Annotated in this window: 22 protein-coding genes and 1 riboswitch; of the genes, 7 read left to right on the top strand and 15 right to left on the bottom strand. The window is 44.6% G+C overall.

The annotated features are described in order from the left end of the window. Positions 1-12: 12 nt before the first annotated feature. The 4 genes from NST45_RS28115 to NST45_RS28100 form a co-directional block, all read right to left on the bottom strand. On the bottom strand, positions 13-1,311 hold the full coding sequence (locus NST45_RS28115) for an SLC13 family permease (protein WP_038573777.1): 1,299 nt from the start codon (positions 1,309-1,311) through the stop codon (positions 13-15). A gap of 211 nt (positions 1,312-1,522) precedes the next feature. Beyond that, positions 1,523-2,842 (bottom strand): nucleobase:cation symporter-2 family protein, encoded by a 1,320-nt coding sequence (locus NST45_RS28110; protein WP_339824329.1) that lies wholly within the window; start codon positions 2,840-2,842, stop codon positions 1,523-1,525. Beyond that, on the bottom strand, positions 2,836-3,450 hold the full coding sequence (locus NST45_RS28105; RefSeq protein ID WP_036682464.1) for a xanthine phosphoribosyltransferase: 615 nt from the start codon (positions 3,448-3,450) through the stop codon (positions 2,836-2,838). The genes NST45_RS28110 and NST45_RS28105 overlap by 7 nt, the downstream gene beginning before the upstream one ends. Positions 3,451-3,618: 168 nt before the next feature. Further along, positions 3,619-3,722, bottom strand: a riboswitch (purine riboswitch). 171 nt (positions 3,723-3,893) lie between these two features. Next, positions 3,894-4,841 (bottom strand): sugar-binding transcriptional regulator, encoded by a 948-nt coding sequence (locus NST45_RS28100; RefSeq protein WP_339824327.1) that lies wholly within the window; start codon positions 4,839-4,841, stop codon positions 3,894-3,896. Positions 4,842-5,040: 199 nt separating this feature from the next. Between NST45_RS28100 and NST45_RS28095 the strand changes: the two genes are divergently transcribed. The 4 genes from NST45_RS28095 (at position 5,041) to NST45_RS28080 (ending at position 9,000) form a co-directional block, all read left to right on the top strand. Beyond that, positions 5,041-6,009 carry a Gfo/Idh/MocA family oxidoreductase gene (locus tag NST45_RS28095; RefSeq protein WP_038573781.1) on the top strand — a complete coding sequence of 323 codons (969 nt, stop codon included), beginning with the start codon at positions 5,041-5,043 and terminating at the stop codon, positions 6,007-6,009. A gap of 158 nt (positions 6,010-6,167) precedes the next feature. Continuing rightward, positions 6,168-6,680: a hypothetical protein gene (locus tag NST45_RS28090; protein WP_232061560.1), complete on the top strand. Its 513-nt coding sequence runs from the start codon at positions 6,168-6,170 to the stop codon at positions 6,678-6,680. Between the two features lie 210 nt (positions 6,681-6,890). After that, entirely contained in the window at positions 6,891-8,099 is a 1,209-nt protein-coding gene (locus NST45_RS28085) for an MFS transporter (protein WP_076105088.1), read from the top strand. A 58-nt stretch (positions 8,100-8,157) separates the two neighbouring features. Further along, positions 8,158-9,000, top strand: a complete 843-nt coding sequence (locus NST45_RS28080; RefSeq protein WP_339824325.1) for an aldo/keto reductase — start codon at positions 8,158-8,160, stop codon at positions 8,998-9,000. Between the two features lie 4 nt (positions 9,001-9,004). Here the strand turns inward: NST45_RS28080 and NST45_RS28075 are convergent, their stop codons facing one another. The 4 genes from NST45_RS28075 to rlmN form a co-directional block, all read right to left on the bottom strand. After that, the gene (locus NST45_RS28075; RefSeq protein WP_339824323.1) at positions 9,005-9,934 is read right to left on the bottom strand and encodes an AEC family transporter; all 930 of its coding nucleotides are present in this window, start codon (positions 9,932-9,934) and stop codon (positions 9,005-9,007) included. Positions 9,935-10,090: 156 nt separating this feature from the next. Next, positions 10,091-10,570 (bottom strand): transcription elongation factor GreA, encoded by a 480-nt coding sequence (greA, locus tag NST45_RS28070; protein WP_036682220.1) that lies wholly within the window; start codon positions 10,568-10,570, stop codon positions 10,091-10,093. A gap of 109 nt (positions 10,571-10,679) precedes the next feature. Then, entirely contained in the window at positions 10,680-10,967 is a 288-nt protein-coding gene (locus tag NST45_RS28065) for a DUF6509 family protein (protein ID WP_036682221.1), read from the bottom strand. A 79-nt stretch (positions 10,968-11,046) separates the two neighbouring features. Further along, positions 11,047-12,117, bottom strand: a complete 1,071-nt coding sequence (gene rlmN / locus NST45_RS28060; RefSeq protein WP_036682223.1) for a 23S rRNA (adenine(2503)-C(2))-methyltransferase RlmN — start codon at positions 12,115-12,117, stop codon at positions 11,047-11,049. A gap of 155 nt (positions 12,118-12,272) precedes the next feature. Here rlmN and NST45_RS28055 point away from each other — a divergent pair, with 155 nt between their 5' ends. Continuing rightward, positions 12,273-13,331, top strand: a complete 1,059-nt coding sequence (locus tag NST45_RS28055; RefSeq protein ID WP_339824321.1) for an endonuclease/exonuclease/phosphatase family protein — start codon at positions 12,273-12,275, stop codon at positions 13,329-13,331. Positions 13,332-13,347: 16 nt separating this feature from the next. Here the strand turns inward: NST45_RS28055 and NST45_RS28050 are convergent, their stop codons facing one another. The 4 genes from NST45_RS28050 to NST45_RS28035 all read right to left on the bottom strand — a co-directional run bounded on the left by NST45_RS28050 (position 13,348) and on the right by NST45_RS28035 (position 16,664). Next, entirely contained in the window at positions 13,348-14,601 is a 1,254-nt protein-coding gene (locus NST45_RS28050) for a polysaccharide deacetylase family protein (RefSeq protein ID WP_076099743.1), read from the bottom strand. Between the two features lie 5 nt (positions 14,602-14,606). Next, complete coding sequence (locus tag NST45_RS28045) at positions 14,607-15,329, bottom strand: hypothetical protein (protein ID WP_036682228.1); 723 nt, start codon at positions 15,327-15,329, stop codon at positions 14,607-14,609. Between the two features lie 175 nt (positions 15,330-15,504). Next, on the bottom strand, positions 15,505-16,170 hold the full coding sequence (locus NST45_RS28040) for a glycosyltransferase (protein WP_235219468.1): 666 nt from the start codon (positions 16,168-16,170) through the stop codon (positions 15,505-15,507). A gap of 137 nt (positions 16,171-16,307) precedes the next feature. Beyond that, complete coding sequence (locus NST45_RS28035; protein ID WP_036682230.1) at positions 16,308-16,664, bottom strand: nucleotide excision repair endonuclease; 357 nt, start codon at positions 16,662-16,664, stop codon at positions 16,308-16,310. Between the two features lie 255 nt (positions 16,665-16,919). On the opposite strand from NST45_RS28035, the gene NST45_RS28030 reads away from it, so the two are divergent. After that, positions 16,920-18,410 carry a peptide MFS transporter gene (locus NST45_RS28030; RefSeq protein ID WP_036682231.1) on the top strand — a complete coding sequence of 497 codons (1,491 nt, stop codon included), beginning with the start codon at positions 16,920-16,922 and terminating at the stop codon, positions 18,408-18,410. Positions 18,411-18,477: 67 nt separating this feature from the next. Here the strand turns inward: NST45_RS28030 and NST45_RS28025 are convergent, their stop codons facing one another. Together NST45_RS28025 and NST45_RS28020 are read right to left on the bottom strand one after the other, a co-directional pair. Beyond that, complete coding sequence (locus NST45_RS28025) at positions 18,478-19,893, bottom strand: hypothetical protein (protein WP_036682233.1); 1,416 nt, start codon at positions 19,891-19,893, stop codon at positions 18,478-18,480. Positions 19,894-20,056: 163 nt separating this feature from the next. Further along, entirely contained in the window at positions 20,057-20,809 is a 753-nt protein-coding gene (locus NST45_RS28020; RefSeq protein WP_038573803.1) for an SDR family NAD(P)-dependent oxidoreductase, read from the bottom strand. A gap of 187 nt (positions 20,810-20,996) precedes the next feature. On the opposite strand from NST45_RS28020, the gene NST45_RS28015 reads away from it, so the two are divergent. Further along, the gene (locus NST45_RS28015; protein WP_036682238.1) at positions 20,997-21,638 is read left to right on the top strand and encodes a helix-turn-helix domain-containing protein; all 642 of its coding nucleotides are present in this window, start codon (positions 20,997-20,999) and stop codon (positions 21,636-21,638) included. Positions 21,639-21,759: 121 nt separating this feature from the next. On the opposite strand, the gene NST45_RS28010 is transcribed toward NST45_RS28015, so the two are convergent. Continuing rightward, positions 21,760-22,881, bottom strand: coding sequence for a nitric oxide synthase oxygenase (locus NST45_RS28010; RefSeq protein ID WP_339824317.1), 1,122 nt, complete (start codon positions 22,879-22,881; stop codon positions 21,760-21,762). Between the last annotated feature and the right edge of the window lie 45 nt (positions 22,882-22,926).

The raw sequence follows: 22,926 nt of genomic DNA, 5'->3' as shown, positions 1-22,926 counted from the left end.
TGCAAATATAAATTATAGGATGAAGCCGTATAATATAGTGGCGACGATAGCCATCGTCAGACCCACGAGACTTTCATAAGGAATCAGTGACATCCGGTCCTTGATGTTCATCTTAACGGAATCTGCGGTCACGTGGAAGAAGTTACCGTGTGGCAGATGGTCAATAACTGTAGCCCCGGTGTGCACCATAATTGCTGCATTTAGCGGCGCTGTGCCCATCGAAAGAATAGCGGGACCAAATGATCCGGCAGCCACGATAGAAGCCGTAGAGGTTGATGCTGTAGCAGCCGCCATCAGGATCCCTGCAATTGGAGCAAGGAACGTTCCGGAAATCCCCATAGCCGTTATTGCATCTACAACAGTAGCGCTCAGATCCGATTTCGAGATAATACCAGCGATAGCACCAGCACCAATCAGGATAATGGCTGTACCTGTCATTTTATTTAACCCTGAGGTTGTAAAAGAAATGATGTTCTTCGTTTGTTTCATAGCAATCAATCCAATAATGCCGGCAAGAGGCAAGATGATCATAGAATCGACTTTAAATGATTTCAGCAATTCGATATTTAGAATATTTCCGATTGGGTTAATGGCTAGAAGCAAAATAGCGACAACTGGAGCGACGATAGCACGGCCAAAGCTAGGTTTAACCTTAGTGCTGTCTTCCTCTTTAGTTACAACGTCGCCCTCTGCAATTTTTACACCTTTGTTGACTAACAGATTAGCAATAATAACAGTGACAATCAGACCCGCAACGGCTGGGATGAATCCATGAATCATGACCTGAGCCAAATCTACATCAAAGCCTTTAGCTACGGCAATGGTGTTCGGGTTCGGTGAAATAATGTTACCGGCTTTACCGCCACCGACCAGTGCGAGCAGCAAAGCGGTTTTGGAAATGCCGATCTTCTTACCTACGGACAAAGCGATTGGAGCGACAATAATGATAGCGACTGTGATGAATACGCCCACTGCTGTAATTATCATAGTAGCCAGCGCTATAGATAATAAGGCTTTCTTTTCACCAAGCTTATCTACTATGGTCTCGGCCATTCGTTCGGCTGCCCCAGATTCAATCAATACCCCCGCCAGCACACCTGCCGCGAGTACACGTACAACTGCACCCATAACGCTATTCGTTCCGTCGATGATATATTGTACTGTCTCTGCAATGGATGCCCCGCCTAATATTCCTCCAGCAATCGCGCCTAAAAAGAGTGCGTAGACCGGGTTAACCTTTTTGAAAATCAATACGACGGCCAGAATCAATCCCGCAATTGCGCCCATCCAGTTAATTACTGTGCCTTCCATCTCTAGTTGCCCCCTAGTATAAGAATTTGACACTATACAGTGTGTAATTTGATAACGCTTTCTAAACTGAGTATACTGCGCTTACAAACCCAATAATATTGACGGGACAACCTATTTTTTTGTGCATATGCACAAGCACTGAGCATGAGAAAAAGACCAAGCTTAGGTTTCAGCACACCAGAGCTTGGTCTTTTAACATGAATTAAACGTATTATGAGACTTGTGTTTCTTTCGTTAGAACAGGGGCAGCAGGATCTTCTGCCAGAACATTATCCTTTGTCTTCGAGAGGAAGATATTCAGCACAATCGCTGTAAGGGAACCGGATACGATACCGTTTTGCAGCAGCATCCGGGCGAATTCAGGCAATTGATCGAACATCGCAGGTACAGTTGCCGAACCCAAACCAACAGCGATACTACAAGCGGCAATCAGCAGATTACCATCCTTACGCAGATCTACCTCTGACAGAATCGACATCCCGGAAACAGCAACCGATCCGAACATCACGATCATCGCTCCACCCAGTACGGCATTGGGAATAACCGTTGTCAGAGCCGCCAATTTAGGCAGTAATCCAAGCACAACCATAATCCCGCCGGCTGCAAAAATAACATTACGAGTTTTGACCCGAGTTAGCGAGACCAATCCTACATTTTGCGAAAATGCTGTGTACGGAAATGCATTAAAGATCCCGCCCAGCATAATCGCCAAACCTTCCGAACGCAGCCCGTTTACGATCTGCTTTTGTTCCACTTTCTGATCCGTTACTTTACCAATCGCAAAGTAAACACCTGTGGACTCCACCATACTAACAATATTAACAATGATCATAGTGAAAATAGCCGTAAGATTGAACTGAGGCCATCCGAAGTAGAAAGGCTGTGCAACACTTACCCAAGAGGCTTCACCTACTGTAGAGAAACTAACAATGCCCATTCCATAAGCAATAATTGTACCCACTAAAAGACCTATCAAGACAGAGACCGAGCGAAGAAATCCTGTAGTAAAACGGCTAACCGCTAAAATGACCAGCAGCGTGATCAGTGCAAGCAACAAATTGCGGGGATTCCCAAAATCAGCGCTGCCTTCTCCGCCAGCTACGCTATTCATAGCTACAGGAATAAGAGATAACCCAATAATGGTCACGACTGAGCCCGTTACTATCGTTGGGAAGAACCTCAGCAGCTTCCCGTAAAGCGGGGCCGCCAGTACCACGAATAGACCAGATAAAATAATTGCTCCGTACACCGTTGCCAAATTGTTGGCACTGCCGATAGCGATAATCGGCCCTACTGCCGTAAAGGTACATCCAAGAATAACCGGCAGCCTGCTGCCAAAATACTTAGTGCCCATAATCTGCAGCAAAGTAGCTAACCCGCAAGTAAACAAATCAGCTGCGATAAGATAGGCCATTTGGGTGGCATTCAGGTTCAGCGCGTTCCCTACGATCAGCGGAACAACAACTGCTCCGGCATACATCGCCAGTACATGCTGAAATCCTAACGCAAATACTTTTTTCTTGCTTAACATCTCGCACTCTCCTTGATTGGCTCTTTTGAACTTTCATTATCAATGAAGTGAATTTCACCTGGTGACATAGATGTGATCCGGGCTAAAGCATGGACTTCTATCCCTCTATCCTCGAGTAGACTCCGGCCTTCTTGGAAGCATTTTTCAATCACACAACCAACGCCAAGGAGCTCAGCGCCAGCCTCTTGCACGATATCAACCAGTCCAACAAGAGCAGCACCAGTAGCCAAAAAGTCATCTACAATAAGCACCTTATCGCTTGGTCCGATATATTTTTGCGAGACACTAACCATATAATCCTCTTTGCGTGTAAAAGAATGTACCGGCGCGGAATAGACCGCTTCAGATAAGGTCACTGCTTTCTTTTTCTTCGCATATACAAACGGTACGCCTAAGGCGATGGCCGTAGCCATGGCGAATTGAATGCCACTTGCTTCAATAGTGATGATCTTAGTGATAGGCAAATGTCCAAACAACCGCTTGAACTCCTGTCCAATTTGTAAGGCAAGCTCCGTATCCACCTGATGATTCAGAAATGAATCTACCTTTAGTACCGTATCTGATAAAATAAGACCCTCTTGTCTGATGCGCTCTTGAAGTACCTTCATAGTAAACTTGATCTCTCCTTCTGAATTAAAAACAAAAAAAGGACAAATCCCTTGAGTCGTTTCTCTCAAGTGAATTTGTCCTTCTGGGTTTTTGTCCCTTAGTGGTGTAACACTGCATAGTGTCCGCATCGCTCGGTCCAGTCCTTCCATAGTCAGGAAGCGGAACCCTAGATGCGCTATTTCACTCATAGTCGGATAATTACAGTGGTTATCCGGTAGAAACTTATGGGCCATATTCCCAAGATTATATGAGTTGATAAGCAAATATAAAGATAATGTATAATGTGAAACTTATATTTTTATAAATATTCGATATGAATACCTTGTATATCTTACACGCTCTGTCTGGTGCTTACAAGCAAAATTTTAAGCAATTTGCATGCCATTTTCAGGTTATTTTCAGGTTATTTTCACGAAATTCAATTGTTTACATTTAGTAGTTGTTACTCCAATATCTTCTGCGCTGTTTCTTGGGTCGTTACAAGTACATTCATATAACCGCCATTTAGCGCACCACGGATCCCTGTAACCTTCTCAAGTGACTCCGCTACACCAATCGAATACCGAGCTTGCTTGATCTGCTCCAGCTCAATAGTCAGCGTTCGATCCGATATTCCGGTATGCACGGGAATCCCGTTCCCATCATAGAATCGTGAACAGATATCACCAGCAACCTTTCCATTCTCCAGCTCAGCAATCACTGCATCACCATAAAATCCGCGCCACGCCTCTTCCCCTTTCATTTCCGGTGATCCGATGCCGAACACAGCGATATCCAGATGGTCCCACGCCTTGGCAATGGTCTGATAATACTGTGAATTCATCAGTTGATCTCTAGTTTCCTTTTGCTCCGTGATCGCTGGAACATCAATCATTAACGAGCGCGCACCCCATTTTAGGGCAGCTTGATAGCAGATGTTATTTACATGGTACCCGCTCTCCATCTTTCCTGATGGGCCGCCAACCGTAGGTACACAGGTTACAAAAGGTCTCTGGGCTTGTGTTAGGCTTTCTACAACGCTAGCTAAGCTGCTTCCCCAAGAAAACCCAATCGTATCTTTCGGCTGAAGCACTTGCTCGAGCCATCTCGCACAGGCTTGTCCTATAGCTTTGCGTTTAATCGTACTGGACTGTGCAGGGTCTACCTCCACAACAATGGCTTCCCGTAGCCCGAACCGCTCCTTCAGCTCCTGCTCCAATGTAAAATGATCGCCAGTATCGTAATTAATAGTTATTGTAACGATACCTTCTTCACGTACCCTCTTTAGCATCCTGCTGATGGTGGTACGATATATACCAAGTTTGCTAGAGATTTCACTCTGCGTTAAATTCTGTTCATAATACATTTGTGCTATTTTAATGAGCAGCTTCTTATCTTCTTTTCGATCCATGTTACAACGCCCCCGCTATATTCAACAGTTTGACGGATTTAGAACCCCCCGCTATACTGTAGACGATTGTTTTGCACATTTATCATTATATTGCACAAATGTGCTTAATATCAAAACTTTTATGGAGATGAATGGTTCAGATGGAATCAAGGTTATCTCTAAATAAAAACAAACAATCCAAACAGGTGAGGTGCTGGAAATTAATCCCTTAAAGTGGGCAATTGTAGGTCCGGGAAGTATAGCTGCCGAATTTGCGGCTGCGCTGAATGAAACGGGGGAAACATTGTATGCGGTTGGATCGCGGAGCTTAGAGAAAGCACAACAATTCGCTAATCAATATGGAGCCACGAAAGCTTATGGCAGTTACAGTGAAATGCTGCAGGATCCCGCAATTGATGTAGTGTACATCTCTACGCCACATAGCAATCATTATGAATACATCATTGAAAGCTTACAGAATAACAAACATGTTCTCTGCGAAAAAGCAATCACAGTGAACAGCAAACAACTTCAAGAGGTCACCCTACTTGCTGCTGAAAAGGATCTGGTTGTGGCCGAAGCTATGACCATCTACCATATGCCACTGTATAAAAAACTGCGGCAGCTCATTGAGGATGGCATCATCGGGCGCCTCAAAATGGTGCAGGTCTCCTTTGGCAGCCATAAAGAATATGATGTGAACAACCGTTTCTTCAGCAAAGATCTGGCGGGCGGAGCCCTGCTGGATATTGGGACGTATGCGTTGTCCTTCACAAGATTCTTCCTGTCCAAACAGCCCCATGAGATTCTTACTACGGTAAAACGATTCGAGACAGGAGTGGACGAGCAATCCGGCATTATTCTTAACAATGCTGCAGATGAAATGGCGGTAATCTCCCTTACAATGCGCTCTAAAATGCCTAAACGGGGCGTGGTTGCAGGAGAACTAGGCTTTATTACCGTAGACAATTTCCCGCGGGCCAGCAAAGCCACCATTCAGTATTTGGATGGCACAGTAGAGACGATTGAGGCTGGAGATACAGCCAAGGCTTTACAATACGAGATTGAAGATATGCGGCGGTATATTGCAGATAAAAGCCATAAAGAGACCCTCGACCTCTCCTTGGATGTCATGGACATTATGAGCAATGTCCGGGAGCAATGGGGGATCAAATATAGCTTTGAATAAATAAACCGATTATTAGGCAGCAACTTAGGCAAATGATTGTTTTTCGAGGTGGTCCGCCCGTATTCATCACTTAATCCCCCCATCTGCATTAATGTTAATGAAGTCAAAGTATGGGAGAGTGAATATGGGTGGCCTATAAAAGAGACCGGATCGTTGTCATTATTCAAAAAGGAAAACGGCGCATAATTACAAGGACCCCACTCCACGGAGTGGACAGATTAGTCTTTGTCATCAACAATCAATATACGAACGCCCCCAACACTACACAAATTGCAAGCGGTGCAGGACGCAGCAGCGCAAGCGGCAATAATGCCGCCATTGCTTCTCCCTATACACGCCAACAACAAAGTGTCGGCGCAGGCGGTGATGCGACTAACCTAGGCAGTGGGGGCAACAAACGCGGCAAAGCTAAGCCCCTTTTATTATATCCGTATCGCAAAGAAGTTGTGGTCGTTATCAATACCCAGACGGTTAAACTGCCTAAACGGAGCCAGAATGCCTCCGCAACTCAGGTAGCAAGCGGAGGCGGAACGTTCAGCACCGGTGGAACAAACTCCGCTATAGAAAGCCCAGGAACAAGACAGCAGCAGGCGGTTGGTGGAGGATCGGGTGGGCACGCCACTAACAAAGGCACAACTAAACGGCGCCACCTCAAACAACGGTCTAGTTAATCCTATTGGGACTATATAACAAGCATAGCAAAAAAGCATGGGCAAACCTGACGAGATCAGGGTGCCCATGCTTTTTGCGGTTTGGCGAGTTGCGCTATAGGTACTTTTTAGTACCTATAGCACTTTAAAGTACGTACTATACTAAATGGACAGATCTCTTCATAATAGCACTTACCGGCCGGTGATTAACACAGCGTAGGAGTGAAAGAAATGTCCTTAGATAAAAAAAGAAGCACCTTGGCGCTCTTAGCTCTAGCCATTAGTGCCTTTGCCATTGGTACCACTGAGTTTATCAGTGTGGGGCTGCTGCCTCTAATCGCCACGGATCTGCATATACCGGTAACCACAGCCGGGTTGACCGTTACTTTATACGCTTTAGGAGTAACTTTTGGCGCACCCATCTTAACGTCGCTAACCACGTCGATATCGCGCAAAACCTTACTGCTAAGCATTATGATCGTCTTTATTATCGGCAATAGTCTTGCGGCGGCTGCGGACGGGATTACATTGCTGTTAATCGCGAGAGTAATTTCCGCACTGGCCCATGGCTTGTTCATGTCGATTGCTTCGACCATTGCCGCCGACCTCGTGCCTGAGGATCGTAAGGCCAGTGCCATTGCCATCATGTTCACAGGACTTACAGTAGCTACTGTTACTGGCGTTCCGCTAGGTACGTTCCTTGGCCAACAACTCGGCTGGCGTGCTGCATTTGTTGCTATTATTGCTATCGGGCTTATAGCACTCATCGGCAATCTGATCCTTGTTCCTTCATCCGGGCTGCGCAAAGGTACCCACACACCCCTTCGTGAGCAAGTTAAGCTGGTCACCAATGGGCGTTTACTGCTTGCCTTCGCGATTACAGCTTTGGGCTATGGGGGCACATTTGTAGTCTTTACTTATTTATCGCCCCTTCTGCATGAGATCAGCGGCTTCAAAGAGAATACAGTCGCCGTAATCTTGCTTGTATACGGCATTGCGATTGCCATCGGGAACGTGATTGGAGGTAAAGCCGCCAACCGCAAACCGATGAATGCTCTATTCTATATGTTTGCAGTCCAAGCTGTCGTCTTATTTGTCTTAGCTTTTACCGCACCTTATAAGGTTGCCGCACTGATTACGATCTTCTTTATGGGACTGTTAGCTTTCATGAACGTGCCCGGCTTGCAAGTACATGTTGTTACGCTTGCAGATCGATATGCGCCAAGTGCACGAGATGTAGCTTCTGCATTAAATATTGCTGCTTTTAACGCTGGTATTGCCATTGGTGCGTACCTTGGCGGCATCGTCACAGATCATATGGGACTGATTCATACCACTTGGGTAGGTGCAATCATGGTTCTGTCCGCAGTATTACTGACCGCATGGAGCCGTGCTCTGGAGAAGAAAGATGAGGCTCCTCTCCAGACTAAAGCTGCTTAAACAGCAGTCCATTAACAACCCAAACAAACTTTTAAATATCTTAGGAGGTTACTTTATTATGGCTCAACATCTACAGGATACAACTACATTACACAACGGTGTAAATATGCCTTGGCTAGGGCTTGGCGTATTTAAAGTAGAAGAAGGCGCAGAACTGATACAAGCGATCAAGTCCGCTATTAAACACGGTTACCGCAGCATTGACACTGCCGCAATTTATGAGAATGAAACAGGCGTGGGACAAGCCATCCAAGAGGCTCTACAAGAGAACAACTTGTCCAGAGAAGAGCTTTTCGTAACCTCAAAGGTCTGGACCGCAGATATGGGCTACGAAGAGACCATCGCCGCCTACGAGACTAGCTTAGCTAAACTCGGACTTGAATACCTGGATTTGTACCTTATCCACTGGCCTGTAAAAGGAAAATATAAAGAGTCTTGGAGAGCGCTTGAAACGTTGTATAAAGAGGGCCGGGTAAAAGCCATTGGGGTCAGCAACTTCCAGATTCACCATCTTGAAGATGTACTGAAGGATGCTGAGATTAAGCCTATGGTCAATCAAGTTGAATTACATCCTTATTTGAATCAGCAAGAGCTGCTAGACTTCTGCAAAGAGCAAGGAATCCAATTAGAAGCTTGGTCTCCATTAATGCAAGGTCAATTGTTCGATCAGCCTGTACTGAAACAAATTGCCGCCAAACATGACAAATCCGTCGCTCAAGTTATTGTCCGTTGGGACCTGCAACGTGGGATTATCACTATTCCTAAGTCTACTAAAGAACACCGGATCATCGAAAATGTAGACGTGTTTGATTTCAATTTATCTGACGAGGATATGACTCTAATTAACTCTCTCAACCAAGATCAACGGGTAGGTCCAGACCCAGATCATTTTGATTTCTAAGGGCTTACGCACCTTGCACTAACACTATAAGCACCGGCAACACGAGAAACGAAGCAAGCGTCGTCCACAAAATACATTTGGATACCAGCTCCGGTGAGGCATTAAAGCGCTCGGCTAACACTACGGCGTTGACGGCAACTGGCATAGAAGCCAAAATCAGCAGCACAGAGAACAAGGTCCCGGTAATTTGCAGGATCGATAATCCGAGGTAAGCCACTAGCGGCGCTAAGATTAATCGAATCGACATCCCTGTCCAAAAAGTAGACTGGCCCTTGCGTGCGGATGGCATGGTTCTCACTTTAACCATCTGTGCGCCAAGGATCGCCAGTACCACCGGCGAATATCCTCCAGCTACCAAGGCAACCCCTGTAGCCACCTCTGTAGGCAAATGCAGGCCAAAGATGCGGAGAAGAAGGGCCAACAGAGCTGCGTAAATGGCAGGAAGCGAAAAGACCGATTTCACTGCATTTTTTACCGAGAACTGAGATCTTGCTGCAAAATAAACGCCTATCGTATTCACGATAATCATCTGTCCGATCACATATACAGAGGCCTTATCGAGACCAAGCTGTCCGAAAGCTAGCAGCACCAGCGGAAGTCCATAATTCACACTATTCGTAAACGTTGAAATCAAGGTCAGACCGGATACTTCGGATGGATCTAGCTTCAATAATTTGCCCACTATATTCGCAATCGCCCATAAGAAGATTAGATTCAGAAGCGAAAAGGCGAGCGTCTTATAAATATCATCCATGGAAATCTCGGCAGTAGCCAATGTATTTAAAATAATTGCCGGCGTTAAAAAGTATAGATAAAGTGTCAATAACGGCTTCGTATCCAGATTCTTAAACCGCCCAAGTAGCGCACCCACGATCACAGGAATGGACAAAGGCACGATGACTTGGTATAACGTCGATAACACACTTTGGATCATGAATAGAACTCCTCTGCTGTAGGTTACTTCAAACTATAAGCGTAACAGCGCAGAACGTCTAAGATATGAAATCAATATACCTCATAGCCAAAACCTATCATGCCAACAAAAAAGCTCTCAACCCTTACAAAGGGTTGAGAGCTTTTCGGTATATTGTTACATCATTTTGATCTCAAGCAACTCATATTTAATGATGCCCATCGGTGCATTTACACTAACAATATCGCCGACCTTTTTACCCAGCAATTCCTTGCCTAGCGGGCTTTCATAGGAAATCTTGTTATTAAGAACATCTGCCTCAGCAGCTCCAACAATTCTATATTCGATCTTCTCCGAATATTCGATGTCATTCAGAATAACAATACAACCCATACTAACCTTTGACAGATCCATTTGGCTCTCATCCACGATCTTGGCTTTGGTCAACATTTTCTCCAGAATCATAATACGAGTCTCCATGAACGATTGATCGTCCTTAGCCGAATGGTACTCACTATTTTCCTTCAAGTCTCCATAGCTGATCGCCAATTTAAGCCGTGCGGCCAATTCCTTACGCCCTGCGCCTTTCAATTCCTTCAGCTCTTCCTCTAATTGAGCCAACCCTTCTTTGGTCAAGAACACTTCTTCATTAGACATGTATACAACTCCTATTTAGATAATTTACAGCTTGAACATATAAATGCTTATATTTTAAAAAAATCCCTGCCACAATTGAACATTGGGCAAGGAGGTCAATGCTGCTTAATTATTCTGGCAAATGCTCTTTACAAAAAAGGAGTAACGCTTCTTCCTCGTCCTCTTCCATATCGAAATCGAGCAGTTGACCTGAAGTTGTCTCCTGTAGATCATAACTTACGATGCTGACTTGATCTTCATCCACCTTAATAATCGCTCTAGCGGATACTCCGTTCTCTACATACAGCTCATCATCCTCTGGAACGTCCAGTTGAACGACAAATTCATACCGTTTACCGGTTAGTATACCGAAAGGATCTTTTACATTCTCCACATTGTAGCCCGTAAATGTCAACATAACTCAATCAACCTCTTTTCCTAATACCTGCCACGTCATTGTATCACAAAAAGTAACATATTGTTGTCGAGGTAGTCCATCAAGCCATGGCTTTGGATTTCTTGATTTGTTTGCTTCGCAGCTGTCCGCAGGCAGCATCAATATCCACACCATGCTCCAGACGAGTGCTTACGCTGACACCCTGCTTCTTCAAGGTATCAAAAAAGGCCCGCACCGTCTCCCGCTCGCTTCTTTGATATTGGCTGTGTTCATCCACCGGGTTATATGGAATCAAGTTCACATTGACGAGCGGACGTCGATCACCAATCAGCTCAGCCAGTTCAAGCGCATGCTCTCTGCCGTCGTTTACATCCTTCATCAGAATGTATTCCAGCGTAATTCTCCGCTTGGTTTTCTCCAAATAATAATCTATAGACTCCATTAGCTTCTCTATTGGAATGGCCTTGTTAATCTTCATGATCTGCGTCCGCAGTTCATTATTAGGGGCATGCAAAGAAACCGCCAGGTTCACCTGCGTATTCGCATCCGCAAATTCAACGATTTTGTTAGCCAATCCGCTCGTTGATACGGTAATCCCTCTACCCGCAATTGCTAGTCCCTTGTGATCTTTGACAATCGCCAGGAAATCGAGAAGGTTCTTGAAGTTATCGAATGGCTCGCCAATGCCCATCACTACGACGTGACTGACCTTTTGATCCAGGTTCGCCGCATCCAGATGCTGCTGGACCTTCATAATCTGCTCCACAATCTCTCCGCTGGAGAGATCCCGGCTCTTCGCCAATAGCCCACTTGCACAGAAGCTGCAGCCGATATTGCAGCCCACTTGCGTGGTTACACATACAGACAAGCCGTATTTCTGTCTCATAAGCACTGTCTCGATCAGGTTGCCATCCTTTAGGCGGAACAGGAACTTAATCGTTCCATCCGCAGATTCCTGCTTCACATGTTCTTCCAAGGTATGAATGACAAAATTCTGCTCTAATAATTCTACACAATCTTTATTTACATCGAGCATTTCCGAAAAGTCTGTAATCCGCTTCCGATAAAGCCAATCCCAGACCTGCGTAGCCCGAAACTTTTTATGTCCACGTTCTAACAGCCATGCCGCCAGTTGATCAAAAGTTAATCCATAAATGGATTCTATGTTCATTCGTTATCCTCTTTTCAAAACGTTAAAGTTCAGACCATCACTACTCATTGTCTCAAATTTTTTTTATTAAAACAAGGGGAGTTATTGGGTTGTGTCGAAGTTTACACCATTAAAGTCTGTTCTATGAACATGTATCTAAGGAGCGATGGAATCATATGGGTTCAACAAGAATAAAAGCAATCAGCCTCACCCTTCTAGCTGCCGTTCTAATCCTTGGCGGTTTTTTAGTGTATATTACTCTCACTGACTATAAACCACAGGAGATTACTACCCTTACTGTAAACAATAATCCGCAGCAAGTACTGAAGCAGGGAGAGTCCTTCTCGGTAACCACCTTTAATATTGGCTACGCCGGGTTGGATAAAGGCCAAGATTTCTTTATGGATGGCGGAACAAAGTCACGCTCAAGCAGTAGGGAACAAACGAAGACAAACCTTGAGGCCGTAGCGTCCCTTATGACAACTACAGACTCGGACCTGTTCATGTTGCAGGAGGTCGACGTCGATTCTTCCCGTAGCAACGGTATAGATGAAGTCTCTTTCTTGTCGAATAAGTTCGCTGATTACAGCAATGTTTTCGCGACCAACTACAAGGTACCTTGGGTACCGCTTCCAGTTCTTGATCCGATGGGCTCGGTGAACAGCGGTTTATTAACTTTATCCCGTTTTAACAGCACAAGTAATATTAGATATGATCTCCCGGGCAAAGAAACCTGGCCTCGCCAACAATTTGATCTCGACCGTGCTTTTGTGGAGAGCAGATTCCCCGTTGATAATGGAAAAGAACTGATTCTAGTCAATCTTCATTTATCAGCTTTTGACCAAGGCGGAACGATTCGCAAACAGCAATTGGAGTATTTATCGGCTTATATCAAGAAGGAGAATGACAAAGGGAATTACCTCATCTTAGGGGGAGATTGGAACCATTCCCTTCCGGGTACAGCTCCTGATGCTTTCGAGACAACGCAGGATTGGCCGCAATGGCTGCAAGAATTCCCTGAACATTTTCAACAGGACTTTCAGTGGGCTGTAGATGCCAAGGTACCCTCCGTCCGGACGCTCGATGTTGCCTATACAGAAGGTGTGAATTTCCGCGCAGTGATTGATGGCTTTCTAGTCTCACCAAACGTCAGCATAAGCGGCGTACAGGGTCATGAGTTATCCTTCGAACACAGTGATCACAACCCTGTAACAGCCACTTTTATTCTGCAATAACATGGATTCTCTGATTCTATTTAAACACAACAAATTTCAGGTTTTTCTCTTGAAAATACTTAATGATAGCAGGCAAAGCTTCTACAGTAATCTTCTTTTCGTGAAATAGATAGACTCCGCCGGACGGATCGGCATGATGAACATATTGAAGAATATCCTCTGGGTTCTTGACGTTCCAATCCTCGGGATCACGATTCCACAATAATACCTTCATCTGCTGTTCCGTCACCTTGGCGGTTAACTTGTCATTGATCGCCCCATATGGCGGCCGAAAAATAGTAATCGGCGATTGTGTAATTTGCTCCAGCGCCTGATTAGTCTTCGCCAAGTTATTCCGGTTCTCCTCAACGCTATTAGCAGTCATTTTGCTATGATCCCACGAATGACTCCCAACCGACATCTTATGCTCATCAGCATACCTAACGGCTTCCGCATTATGAGCTACTTTATTCCCAATGAATAAAAAGGTGGCAGCCACCTTATGTTCTACTAGAATATCTACGATCTCTTTCGTATACTTTGACGGTCCATCATCAAATGACAAGGCAACGTAACCCTTTGGCAAGCTATACAAAAATTCATTCTCGGGTAATTCATACTTTTCGTACGGCAATGTCTGTTCCTGAGGAGGGGCCGAAGGTTCTGGTGTAGGCTCGGCTTGCTGGTTATGAACCGATATCGTCTGCGCAAGGGTAACGAACGGCACCGAAAGTAATGGCTCAGAGTCGGCCCCTAATACGGGTTCCTCCAGCGCTTCAGCACTATCTACGAGTTGTCCATCCATTCGCAGAGGTAACACAAATATCAAACAAGCGAACATGAGACACAGCAGTGCAACCAGTCCAATTCGTTTGGTCTTCTTTCTGCTTATCCTATGCCCTGGTTCTGTAGAGGGAAGCATGGTCTGAACTACCCTCTCCTCTTCTGCTTGAGGATAGTCCTGCTGCTTTAATTGAAGAAGTTGGGTTACATAATATTCAGAACAGGCAAAATACAATGTTTCGCTGTATGCTCTGTTCATTATAATCAGTGTGCTGTAGTAACTATTCCGAAAAGGATCCCACTTCGGATACAGCGACAATCTCATTCTCCCTCCGGAAAAGGGACCTAGCGCCTTCAATTGTTCGTATGTAAATTCATCTATGGTGAGCTTGCTTCTTGCGTACCCAACATTACGGGTTAGACCTACCTCAATCTGATAACCGGCCTGTTCATGCTCAAGCGACAGTAACTCAATCATTAGAATGGTGTCCGGTTCCTTAGATGCCATGAATCCTATGTATCTCCGTTTCCATCATTTCGATCCGTCAGACTACTGCCACTCCCAAAAGGAACCGTCATCCGATTGGTGAAATCGCTGATCATACCCGAGAGATACGCCTTTTCTTGGCGAATCGTATCGTACTTCTGTTTTAAATGTGCATTCTCAATCTCAACCCGTCCGATTTTCTCTTCCAGATCATTCATCTTTTTAAGTTTCTCTGCATGGGCTTCGTTATGTTTTTGAATCAGATTTACATATTTTTGCTGCTCCAGCTCAATGGTACTCTTTAATTCCTCGATCTCAGCTGTGAGCGCAGTTTGAAGCTCGCGGTAATCCTCCAGCACTTGATCGACCTTCAAATTTCTCTCAATCAACTTATGCTCAAGCTCGCGGACATTCTTTTCTCTTTCCTCAATGACCTTATTAAGGTTTTTCATATCCCGGTTTAATCGCTCCACATGACTGCTGGAATGGGTCAACCGATCCTGAAGCTCATTAATATTGGTCTCCGCATGTTGTCTGGCCTGAATAATCTGCTCCACGGAGAAGATCAAATCGAGTGATTTTTTATCAAGCTGAGCTTTGCCTGTCGTAACCAATCCAGCTAAAGTCTCGTCCGAGGTCTTTTCTTCTATTTCTTCGACCTGATCATCTAATAACTGTACCTTTTGAACCATATCCGACTTGGATTGCTTATCCACTGAATCTTTCTTTTTAAAAAAGGGGGAAATCATCGATTTTATCACCTCAATTATAAAAAAATGTCAAAAAATGTCGAGTGCCCACGAGTCTATTATAGTTTACTTATCTTGTATGTAAGTGAGCCTTTATATCTAACTTTCTGAAATGCACCTAAAGACCTATTTTCTTCTGCAAAATAAAAAAAGCACCCCTTCGGGTGCTTTGATTTCAATTGAATTTATCGGGAAATTGTTTGATCAATCCCTCGGTTAAAATATCTGCGAACATGATCATATGCTCCAGCCCTTTATCAAATGCGACAATTTCGGCATCCCAATCCTTTTTAACTCTAGCCGTCACGTCATCAGTAATCAATTCCAGATGTTCATGAAGCATTTCCTTTAATTGTTCATAAGAATATTTGGGATTCTGACTACTAAGGAACTTGGCAATGTCATCGGCGTTGGTATACCACTCTTTATTGTATTTTTCCACATCGGCCTGATTTCCAGCCTTCGCAGCATCTAGGACTTTTCCGGCAATAAGAATATGCTCCCGCAATAATTGAGCTACCTTATCTCCAACTGCCTCACCGTAATACGGTTTAAAGGCATCCCCTATGTCCTGCTGATTCTGTAACAGCCTTGCCAGTACCTTCTCCTTATCCTCGGAATCTGCAAAGGCGCTAACAATGTAGTTTTTTGTCCATACCACATGATCGATCCATAACTTCCTAAGATTATCCTTAAGCTCAATTACGGAAGGGGTTAAGCATTGCTTGTGGGAGCTCTTTTTCTCTTTAGCTGCTGCAGCATCAGCAATTGTAGGTGTAACACTTACAACCAGAAACATACACAATAAGGTTAGCTTCAACATCAAATTCTTATTTTTCAATATGACCTATCTCCTTGTGAACAGTAATGGATTTGAATATCTTGTATATTGTGCACCTTTACTTCCATTTCATTCACACAGCTGATCTCAGAACACAAAAAAAGCACCATCACGTGGACGGCGCCTGAGTCTAACTATTATCTAAACATCACTTTGTCTACATTGTATTTAGATTTCAGTTCATTAATGATATAGGTTTCGTAGATCTCTCTATGAACTGGACTTTCGATTAAACATACATCAATTCTGGTGACCTCGTCCCGATGTTGCTTGATGTCAGATACGGTGTCTTCAAAATGTTTTTTAATTCTTGGTCTTAACTTTCTCGCTTTACCTACAAACAACAACTCATCCTGATCATTGTAGAACATAAAGATACCGCCGTAATCTCTCGGAATCAGGTGAAAATCAGTAAATCCGTAAATATTGCTTAACTGCGGGTTAATTTGTTTAGTAATACTAACATCCGCTTTGGGAATCGTTATGTTGATCATTAGCTCACGTCCTCTTTCTATATAGGAGTAAATAGTATCATAAATCGCTAAGTAAGACCATTCAATCTGGCGCAGTCAAATAAATACAATAAAAGCAAGTTCGATTGATCTAATGGAAATATTACTAAAAAATATGGCATTATTCAAAACCTTCCTGCCCAAGGGTTGCGGTCTTAGACAGGAGAGAATTATAAATAAAATAGAGGCGTTTGCATCATGATATATAGATATTTGTCATCTAGGAGGATTTGATTCATGGCAGTAACAGACCGGCAAAAAATAGTAGATAGTGTCCCGCAAAAGGGTTTCTTCGGACATCCTAAGGGACTTTTCACCCTTTTCTTCACAGAATTTTGGGAGCGTTTCTCTTATTATGGCATGCGAGCTATCCTTGTCTACTACATGTATTATGAAGTGAGCCAAGGCGGTCTCGGATTACCTGAAGATATGGCACTTTCTATTATGTCTATCTATGGATCGCTTGTATATATGTCAGGGATCATCGGAGGCTGGCTTGCAGATCGGCTTCTCGGGACTTCGAGGGCTGTTTTCTACGGCGGCGTTTTAATCATGTTCGGGCATATACTACTGGCTATTCCAGGCAATACCACATTGTTTTTTGCTTCGATGGTTTTAATCGTACTCGGAACGGGTCTACTGAAACCCAATGTTTCAAGTATTGTCGGCGAAATTTATAGCGAGCAGGATAACCGCCGTGACGCTGCCTTCAGCATTTTTTATATGGGCATCAACCTGGGAGGATTTCTCTCCCCACTAATTGTTGGTGCAGTAGGCATGAATAATTTCCATCTAGGTTTCTCGATTGCCGCAGTCGGAATGTTTATTGGACTAGTCGTTTATATTATGACTCGCACAAAAAATCTGGGTCTGGCCGGTACGATTGTACACAACCCTATTCCTGCAGATCAGAAGAAAAAAATCTTTACTTGGATTGGTGTAGGATTAGTTGTACTTGCGATTTTGATTACGATCGGCATTCTTACCGGAGTGCTTACCTTTGAAACATTAATAAAAATAGTAGGGGTATTAGGCTTACTTATTCCTACGATGTATTTCATTATGATGTACCGCAGTCCCAAAACAACAGCCGTTGAACGGTCAAGAATTCTCGCATACATTCCTTTATTTATCGCATCGATTATGTTCTGGGCGATTCAAGAGCAGACTTCCACAGTTCTAGCTAGTTTTGCCGATAAACGGACCCAATTGGATTTTGCAGGCTTACACATTTCTCCTGCTTGGTTCCAATCGCTTAACCCGCTGTTTATTATCACTCTTGCACCTATATTTGCCTGGTTGTGGTTAAAGCTCGGTAACCGTCAACCCTCGATTCCGCAAAAGTTTTCGCTTGGTTTATTGTTTGCAGGTTTATCCTTCCTGGTGATTCTAGTACCTGCTTATTTCGGTGGAGCTAATTCACTTGTGAATCCATTATGGCTGGTACTCAGCTATTTTATCATCGTAATCGGGGAGTTATGCTTGTCCCCTGTGGGTTTATCAGCAACGACCAAACTGGCACCGGCGGCTTTTACCGCTCAAATGATGAGTATGTGGTTCTTATCGAATGCCGCTGCCCAAGCAATTAATGCTCAGATTGTGAAGTTCTATACCCCGGATACCGAAATGATGTATTTTGGAGTAATTGGTGGAGTGGCCCTTATCCTTGCGCTTATCCTCTTCCTATTCTCTTCCAAAATTCAGACTTTCATGAAAGGGATACATTAAACACACCCAAAGGCTGCCCGAGATTCTCTCGGCAGCCTTTTTTTGGTTTCCTATAGTTATCCAACCTCTACACCAGAAACATGGCGACAATCGTCGTGACTACCAGCCCAATCAATACAGGCTTAACATTCCGTCTCGCCAGCTCAAAGGGGCTTACTCCGCAAATAGCGGCGGCCGGAATCAATGCCCACGGAATCAGCGTGCCTCCACCTACCCAAATTGCAGCTACCTGACCTAGCGCAGTTAAAGTCGCCGCATCGGAATGTGTGGCCACAGCAAACAATTTCCCAATGGACCCGGCAAGTGAAATGCCCGAGAACCCTGAACCATCTAGGCCTGTAATGGCTCCGGTTATGGTCGCGGTTACTGCACCCACAGCGCCGTTCAGAGGAACGTTATGAGCTAGAGCGACCCCTAGATCATTTACAATCCCCTGAGATGCGGCGGGCAGCACTTTGCCGAATAATTCAGCAAACGCCGAATCCCCCAGATAGAAAAAAGCGGCAATCGGTATCACAGGACCAAATACTTTGAAGCCAAACGTAAGTCCATCAATCAGATAAGAGGTTACTTGCTCCAATCCTTTATTACGATGTGCCAACAAGGTGACTACAACCAGAATGAATACCGCAGTACCACCAACTAAGGCAGTTGCGTCTCCACCCTGCAAATCGAGCAGGAACATGCCTGCTACATCGGCTAAAAACAGGATGGGAATGGCGATGGCCAGCCATTGTTTCAATGCTGGATGAATCACCGCTGGATCCTCTGCCGTATCATTCTCTGCAGATAACGCACTCCCGGCACTTTTCCCGGCAATAAGCCCGTCTCGCCAAGTTCCCTTCTTCTGATCTCTGCGCATCATCCAATACGCCGTTATCGTAGTCACCACGCCCATAACAATTACAAGCGGAACACTCGCCTCCATGACACTGGTCACTGGAAGTCCTGCCGCATCTGCTGTTAATTTAGGCGCACCTTGAATAATATAATCACCTGAGAGTGCAATCCCGTGGCCAAATAAATTCATTGCCATCGCCGCTCCAAGAGCAGGCAGTCCCACTCGAATGGCAACCGGCAGCAGCACAACCCCGATCAAGGCCACTGCGGGTGAAGGCCAGAAGAACCATGAGGTGACCATCATAATCAGACCGATCCCCCAAAAGGCTATGAACGGTGTGCGCAAAAAGCGGGTAAGTGGAGCAACCATGATCTCGTTAATCCCCGTGCGTGTTAATACCCGGCTCATGGCTACTATGATCGAAATAATCATGATCGTACCCATTAGCTCCTTGGTTGCATATACAAAAGAGTTGAATACACCTGTGACTGAACCACTGACGGTTTCCGTGGCTAACCACCCAAGTACAAAGATGCCCGCAATACAGATCATCGTTGTGTCCCGTCTCTTGATCAGAAGTGCCATTATAAATATGATAAATGCCAGATATACATAATGGAGCGCTGTTAACTGGATGCCCATCTCTGCACCACACCCTTCTCCTACTATCCGAGTGCTATATGGTATGCAGGGGTGTAGGCTAATGTTCGGTAGAAATGGGCCTAAAACAGCAAAAGAAGCCGTCCCGCGCGTAGAGAAAATCTACGTATGGGACGGCTTCTTAGTGTTTCTTAATTAAAGATTATTATTTAGCTACGACTCCGCCATCAACCGGCAGCTCAACACCTGTAATGTAAGAAGCTTCATCAGAAGCCAAGAACAATACAGCTTCAGCTACTTCAGAAGCACGACCAACACGTGGCAGCGCAGTCTGAGACATAAAGAAGCTATGCATTTTTTCGTTATTTACAAATTCAGCACTCATTGGGGTTTCGATAAATCCTGGGTGAACAGAGTTCACACGAATGTTATCTTTACCAAAGTCTACAGCTGCTGCTTTACTTAGCATACGAACTGCACCTTTAGAAGCTGTATAAGCACCAGCACCGCTGCTGCCAGTCAAACCTGCGATGGATGAAATATTAACGATAGAACCACCTTTATTATTCTTCATTTGAGGAACAACATGCTTCATGCCAAGGAATACGCTGCTCACGTTGATGTTCATTACTTTGTTCCATTGATCAACAGTGGATTCGAGCAATTGAACCGGGAATGAGATCCCTGCATTGTTTACCAAAATGTCGATTTTCCCGAACTTGCTAATCACATCTTCTACAACCTTGATCCAGTCTTCTTCGGAAGCCACATTATGTGCATAAGCTGCTGCTTGTCCACCATTTGCTTCAATTTCCTTCACAACTGCTTGTACGGCAGCCTCGTTAATATCAGTTGCCACAACTGTAGCGCCCTCTTTGGACAATAAAAGGGCTTCTTCACGGCCCATGCCACTGCCTGCACCTGTAATAATTGCTACTTTATTAGTTAGACGATTCATAATTAGGTCTCCTCTATAATCGTATTGTGATATAATATTTGAGTGATGATAGTCATACTATCACTGTGATATACATCATATCATTTTTGTAAAAGAACTACAACTACTCCTTGCTTAATCCAATAAACGGTGGATATAATACTAATAATTGAAAATCCCAATCAAAAAATGGAAGGGTCTAGCCCTCATGAATCCTAAAACACGATATGAAAAAGAACGATCCGAAGGTAAGCAGCAACGATTAATTACGATCCTCGAATCCGCAGAACGAGTATTTTCACAAAAAGGAATCGAAAAGTCGACGATGCAAGATGTCGCAAGCGAAGCCAATATCGGGATTGCGACGTTATTTCGCTATTTTCCTAGAAAAGAAAAGCTCATAGTGGCTGTAGCCACCCGAATGCTGGAGCCTATGCTCGATCATTTTAAATACGTAGCGGACTTGCCCCTTACTTGTCTTGAACAAATCGAGAAATTATTTGATTTCTTTATTCAGGATCAAAATCATCTAAGTATTATTTTTATGGTCAATTTCGAAAGCTACGCCTCACACTCAAGTGAGCCTGTTGAGGATGTTCTGAGTTTCAATGCACTCAACCGCAAAATTTGGCATGAATATTCCAGAATCATTCAAAATGGGGTAGAAGACGGTTCTATTCGTGCGGGTCTCCCCGTAAAAGAGACCTTAATTACGCTCATGAATAGCTTTGCCCTCTTTTCCAGAAAACTAACGATGAAAAAAAATATTCTCCTGCTGGAATCGGATCTAGACTCCGACGATCAGCTTGAGCTGCTTAAACAAATTTTTCTGGATCATTTAAAAGCCTAAAAAGCGCCAGTTTCCTTAGGAGGGGAACTTGGCGCTTTTTCTATAGTCAAACAAAAAGAGACATCTCCAAGGAAAATGCCTCTATCCAGATTCAAGTTGCGACCTATACTGCCTTCGTCTGCTAGTGAAATGGGCAGGTTGCCACGGGTGATTGTTGATAAAGAAAACGAGGGCTGAAATCATATTCTTTTAACGTACGATCATGCCAAATCGGTGTAGACGAAGGTGACATAGGCGGAATCAGCCAGGACCAGCGCCCTGAGACTTTGCGCCCCTGCTCGTTCTCCTGTTGCTGGAATCGAACAAATTGATCAGCTGCTGTATGGTGATCCACGATGCTGACACCTGCTTGCTTGAAGGAATGCAGCACTGCGCGATTCAGCTCAAGAAGCGCCCTATCCTTCCAAAGCGTTGTATTGCTGGAGCGATCCAGCCCCATCACATCAGCTATAGCTGGCAAAGTGTTGTATCGTCCGGTATCCCCCAAGTTACGCGAGCCGATTTCAGTCTCCATGTACCAACCGTTAAAAGGAGCAGCCGTGTACAGAATACCGCCAATTTCCAACTGCATGTCCGCGATAATGGGTACAGAATACCAACGAAGCTGAAGCTCAGCAAAACGTTCAATTTCAGGATGTGTTAACGGTACCTCCTGAATTAAGTGATCAGGAATGGGGAAAACGTAGGGATGCCCGTTGCCAATACTGATCACTAACGGCAACACATCATAATCGCCACCCGTTCCTTGCCAACCTAGTTGCTGGCATATTTTTGTGAATTCATCCGATGCCGGATCGCCAGCGCGTTCGTGTTCTCCATCGCCAGGGTACCCGGCATAACGAATCAATTGGTGGTTCCAGATCCGAATCTGCCGATTCGGATCTTCCCCGCTGCGGAAGACCGTGATGAGTGAACGAATACGTCCTCCGTTGTTCGCCTTTTCCAGATGTCGCAGCAACGCTTCAGCAACTTGTTCCTCAGTCTCTGCTTGGCGTCCATCGATCAGCTCAATGGATTGCCAAAAAAGACGCCCAATGCAGCGGCTATTGTGGCGCCAGGCCATTCTTGCACCATGCGCTAATTCTTCCTTTGTATGTGTGTAACTGCCTGATTGGTTAATTTCCTCATGTACGGCTAGGATGCGATGATCCGTCTCGGCTTCAGACTTGTCTAGTTCAGCGTAACATTGTCGAATGAAAACTTCCGCCTGCCGGGTTAATTCTTCGATGTGCTTGCCATCCATATCCCTTATCCCCCATCTAAACCCTTGCTTAAACTCTCAATCCAG

This window comes from Paenibacillus sp. FSL R7-0163 (assembly GCF_037969975.1).
In the GTDB taxonomy this organism is placed as follows: Bacteria; Bacillota; Bacilli; order Paenibacillales; family Paenibacillaceae; genus Paenibacillus_AQ; species Paenibacillus_AQ odorifer.
This window is presented reverse-complemented; position numbering and strand designations above follow the sequence as displayed.

What these genes read in the sequence shown, in the direction of transcription:
- greA (WP_036682220.1), bottom strand. Translation starts at nt 10,570, where the DNA reads ATGTCTAATGAAGAAGTGTTCTTGACCAAAGAAGGGTTGGCTCAATTA.
- NST45_RS28085 (WP_076105088.1), top strand. Translation starts at nt 6,891, where the DNA reads ATGTCCTTAGATAAAAAAAGAAGCACCTTGGCGCTCTTAGCTCTAGCC.
- NST45_RS28020 (WP_038573803.1), bottom strand. Translation starts at nt 20,809, where the DNA reads ATGAATCGTCTAACTAATAAAGTAGCAATTATTACAGGTGCAGGCAGT.
- NST45_RS28025 (WP_036682233.1), bottom strand. Translation starts at nt 19,893, where the DNA reads ATGGGCATCCAGTTAACAGCGCTCCATTATGTATATCTGGCATTTATC.
- NST45_RS28035 (WP_036682230.1), bottom strand. Translation starts at nt 16,664, where the DNA reads ATGATCAACATAACGATTCCCAAAGCGGATGTTAGTATTACTAAACAA.
- NST45_RS28110 (WP_339824329.1), bottom strand. Translation starts at nt 2,842, where the DNA reads ATGTTAAGCAAGAAAAAAGTATTTGCGTTAGGATTTCAGCATGTACTG.
- NST45_RS28055 (WP_339824321.1), top strand. Translation starts at nt 12,273, where the DNA reads ATGGGTTCAACAAGAATAAAAGCAATCAGCCTCACCCTTCTAGCTGCC.
- NST45_RS28100 (WP_339824327.1), bottom strand. Translation starts at nt 4,841, where the DNA reads ATGGATCGAAAAGAAGATAAGAAGCTGCTCATTAAAATAGCACAAATG.
- NST45_RS28050 (WP_076099743.1), bottom strand. Translation starts at nt 14,601, where the DNA reads ATGGCATCTAAGGAACCGGACACCATTCTAATGATTGAGTTACTGTCG.
- NST45_RS28115 (WP_038573777.1), bottom strand. Translation starts at nt 1,311, where the DNA reads ATGGAAGGCACAGTAATTAACTGGATGGGCGCAATTGCGGGATTGATT.
- NST45_RS28080 (WP_339824325.1), top strand. Translation starts at nt 8,158, where the DNA reads ATGGCTCAACATCTACAGGATACAACTACATTACACAACGGTGTAAAT.
- rlmN (WP_036682223.1), bottom strand. Translation starts at nt 12,117, where the DNA reads ATGAACATAGAATCCATTTATGGATTAACTTTTGATCAACTGGCGGCA.
- NST45_RS28105 (WP_036682464.1), bottom strand. Translation starts at nt 3,450, where the DNA reads ATGAAGGTACTTCAAGAGCGCATCAGACAAGAGGGTCTTATTTTATCA.
- NST45_RS28075 (WP_339824323.1), bottom strand. Translation starts at nt 9,934, where the DNA reads ATGATCCAAAGTGTGTTATCGACGTTATACCAAGTCATCGTGCCTTTG.
- NST45_RS28045 (WP_036682228.1), bottom strand. Translation starts at nt 15,329, where the DNA reads ATGATTTCCCCCTTTTTTAAAAAGAAAGATTCAGTGGATAAGCAATCC.
- NST45_RS28010 (WP_339824317.1), bottom strand. Translation starts at nt 22,881, where the DNA reads ATGGATGGCAAGCACATCGAAGAATTAACCCGGCAGGCGGAAGTTTTC.
- NST45_RS28015 (WP_036682238.1), top strand. Translation starts at nt 20,997, where the DNA reads ATGAATCCTAAAACACGATATGAAAAAGAACGATCCGAAGGTAAGCAG.
- NST45_RS28030 (WP_036682231.1), top strand. Translation starts at nt 16,920, where the DNA reads ATGGCAGTAACAGACCGGCAAAAAATAGTAGATAGTGTCCCGCAAAAG.
- NST45_RS28065 (WP_036682221.1), bottom strand. Translation starts at nt 10,967, where the DNA reads ATGTTGACATTTACGGGCTACAATGTGGAGAATGTAAAAGATCCTTTC.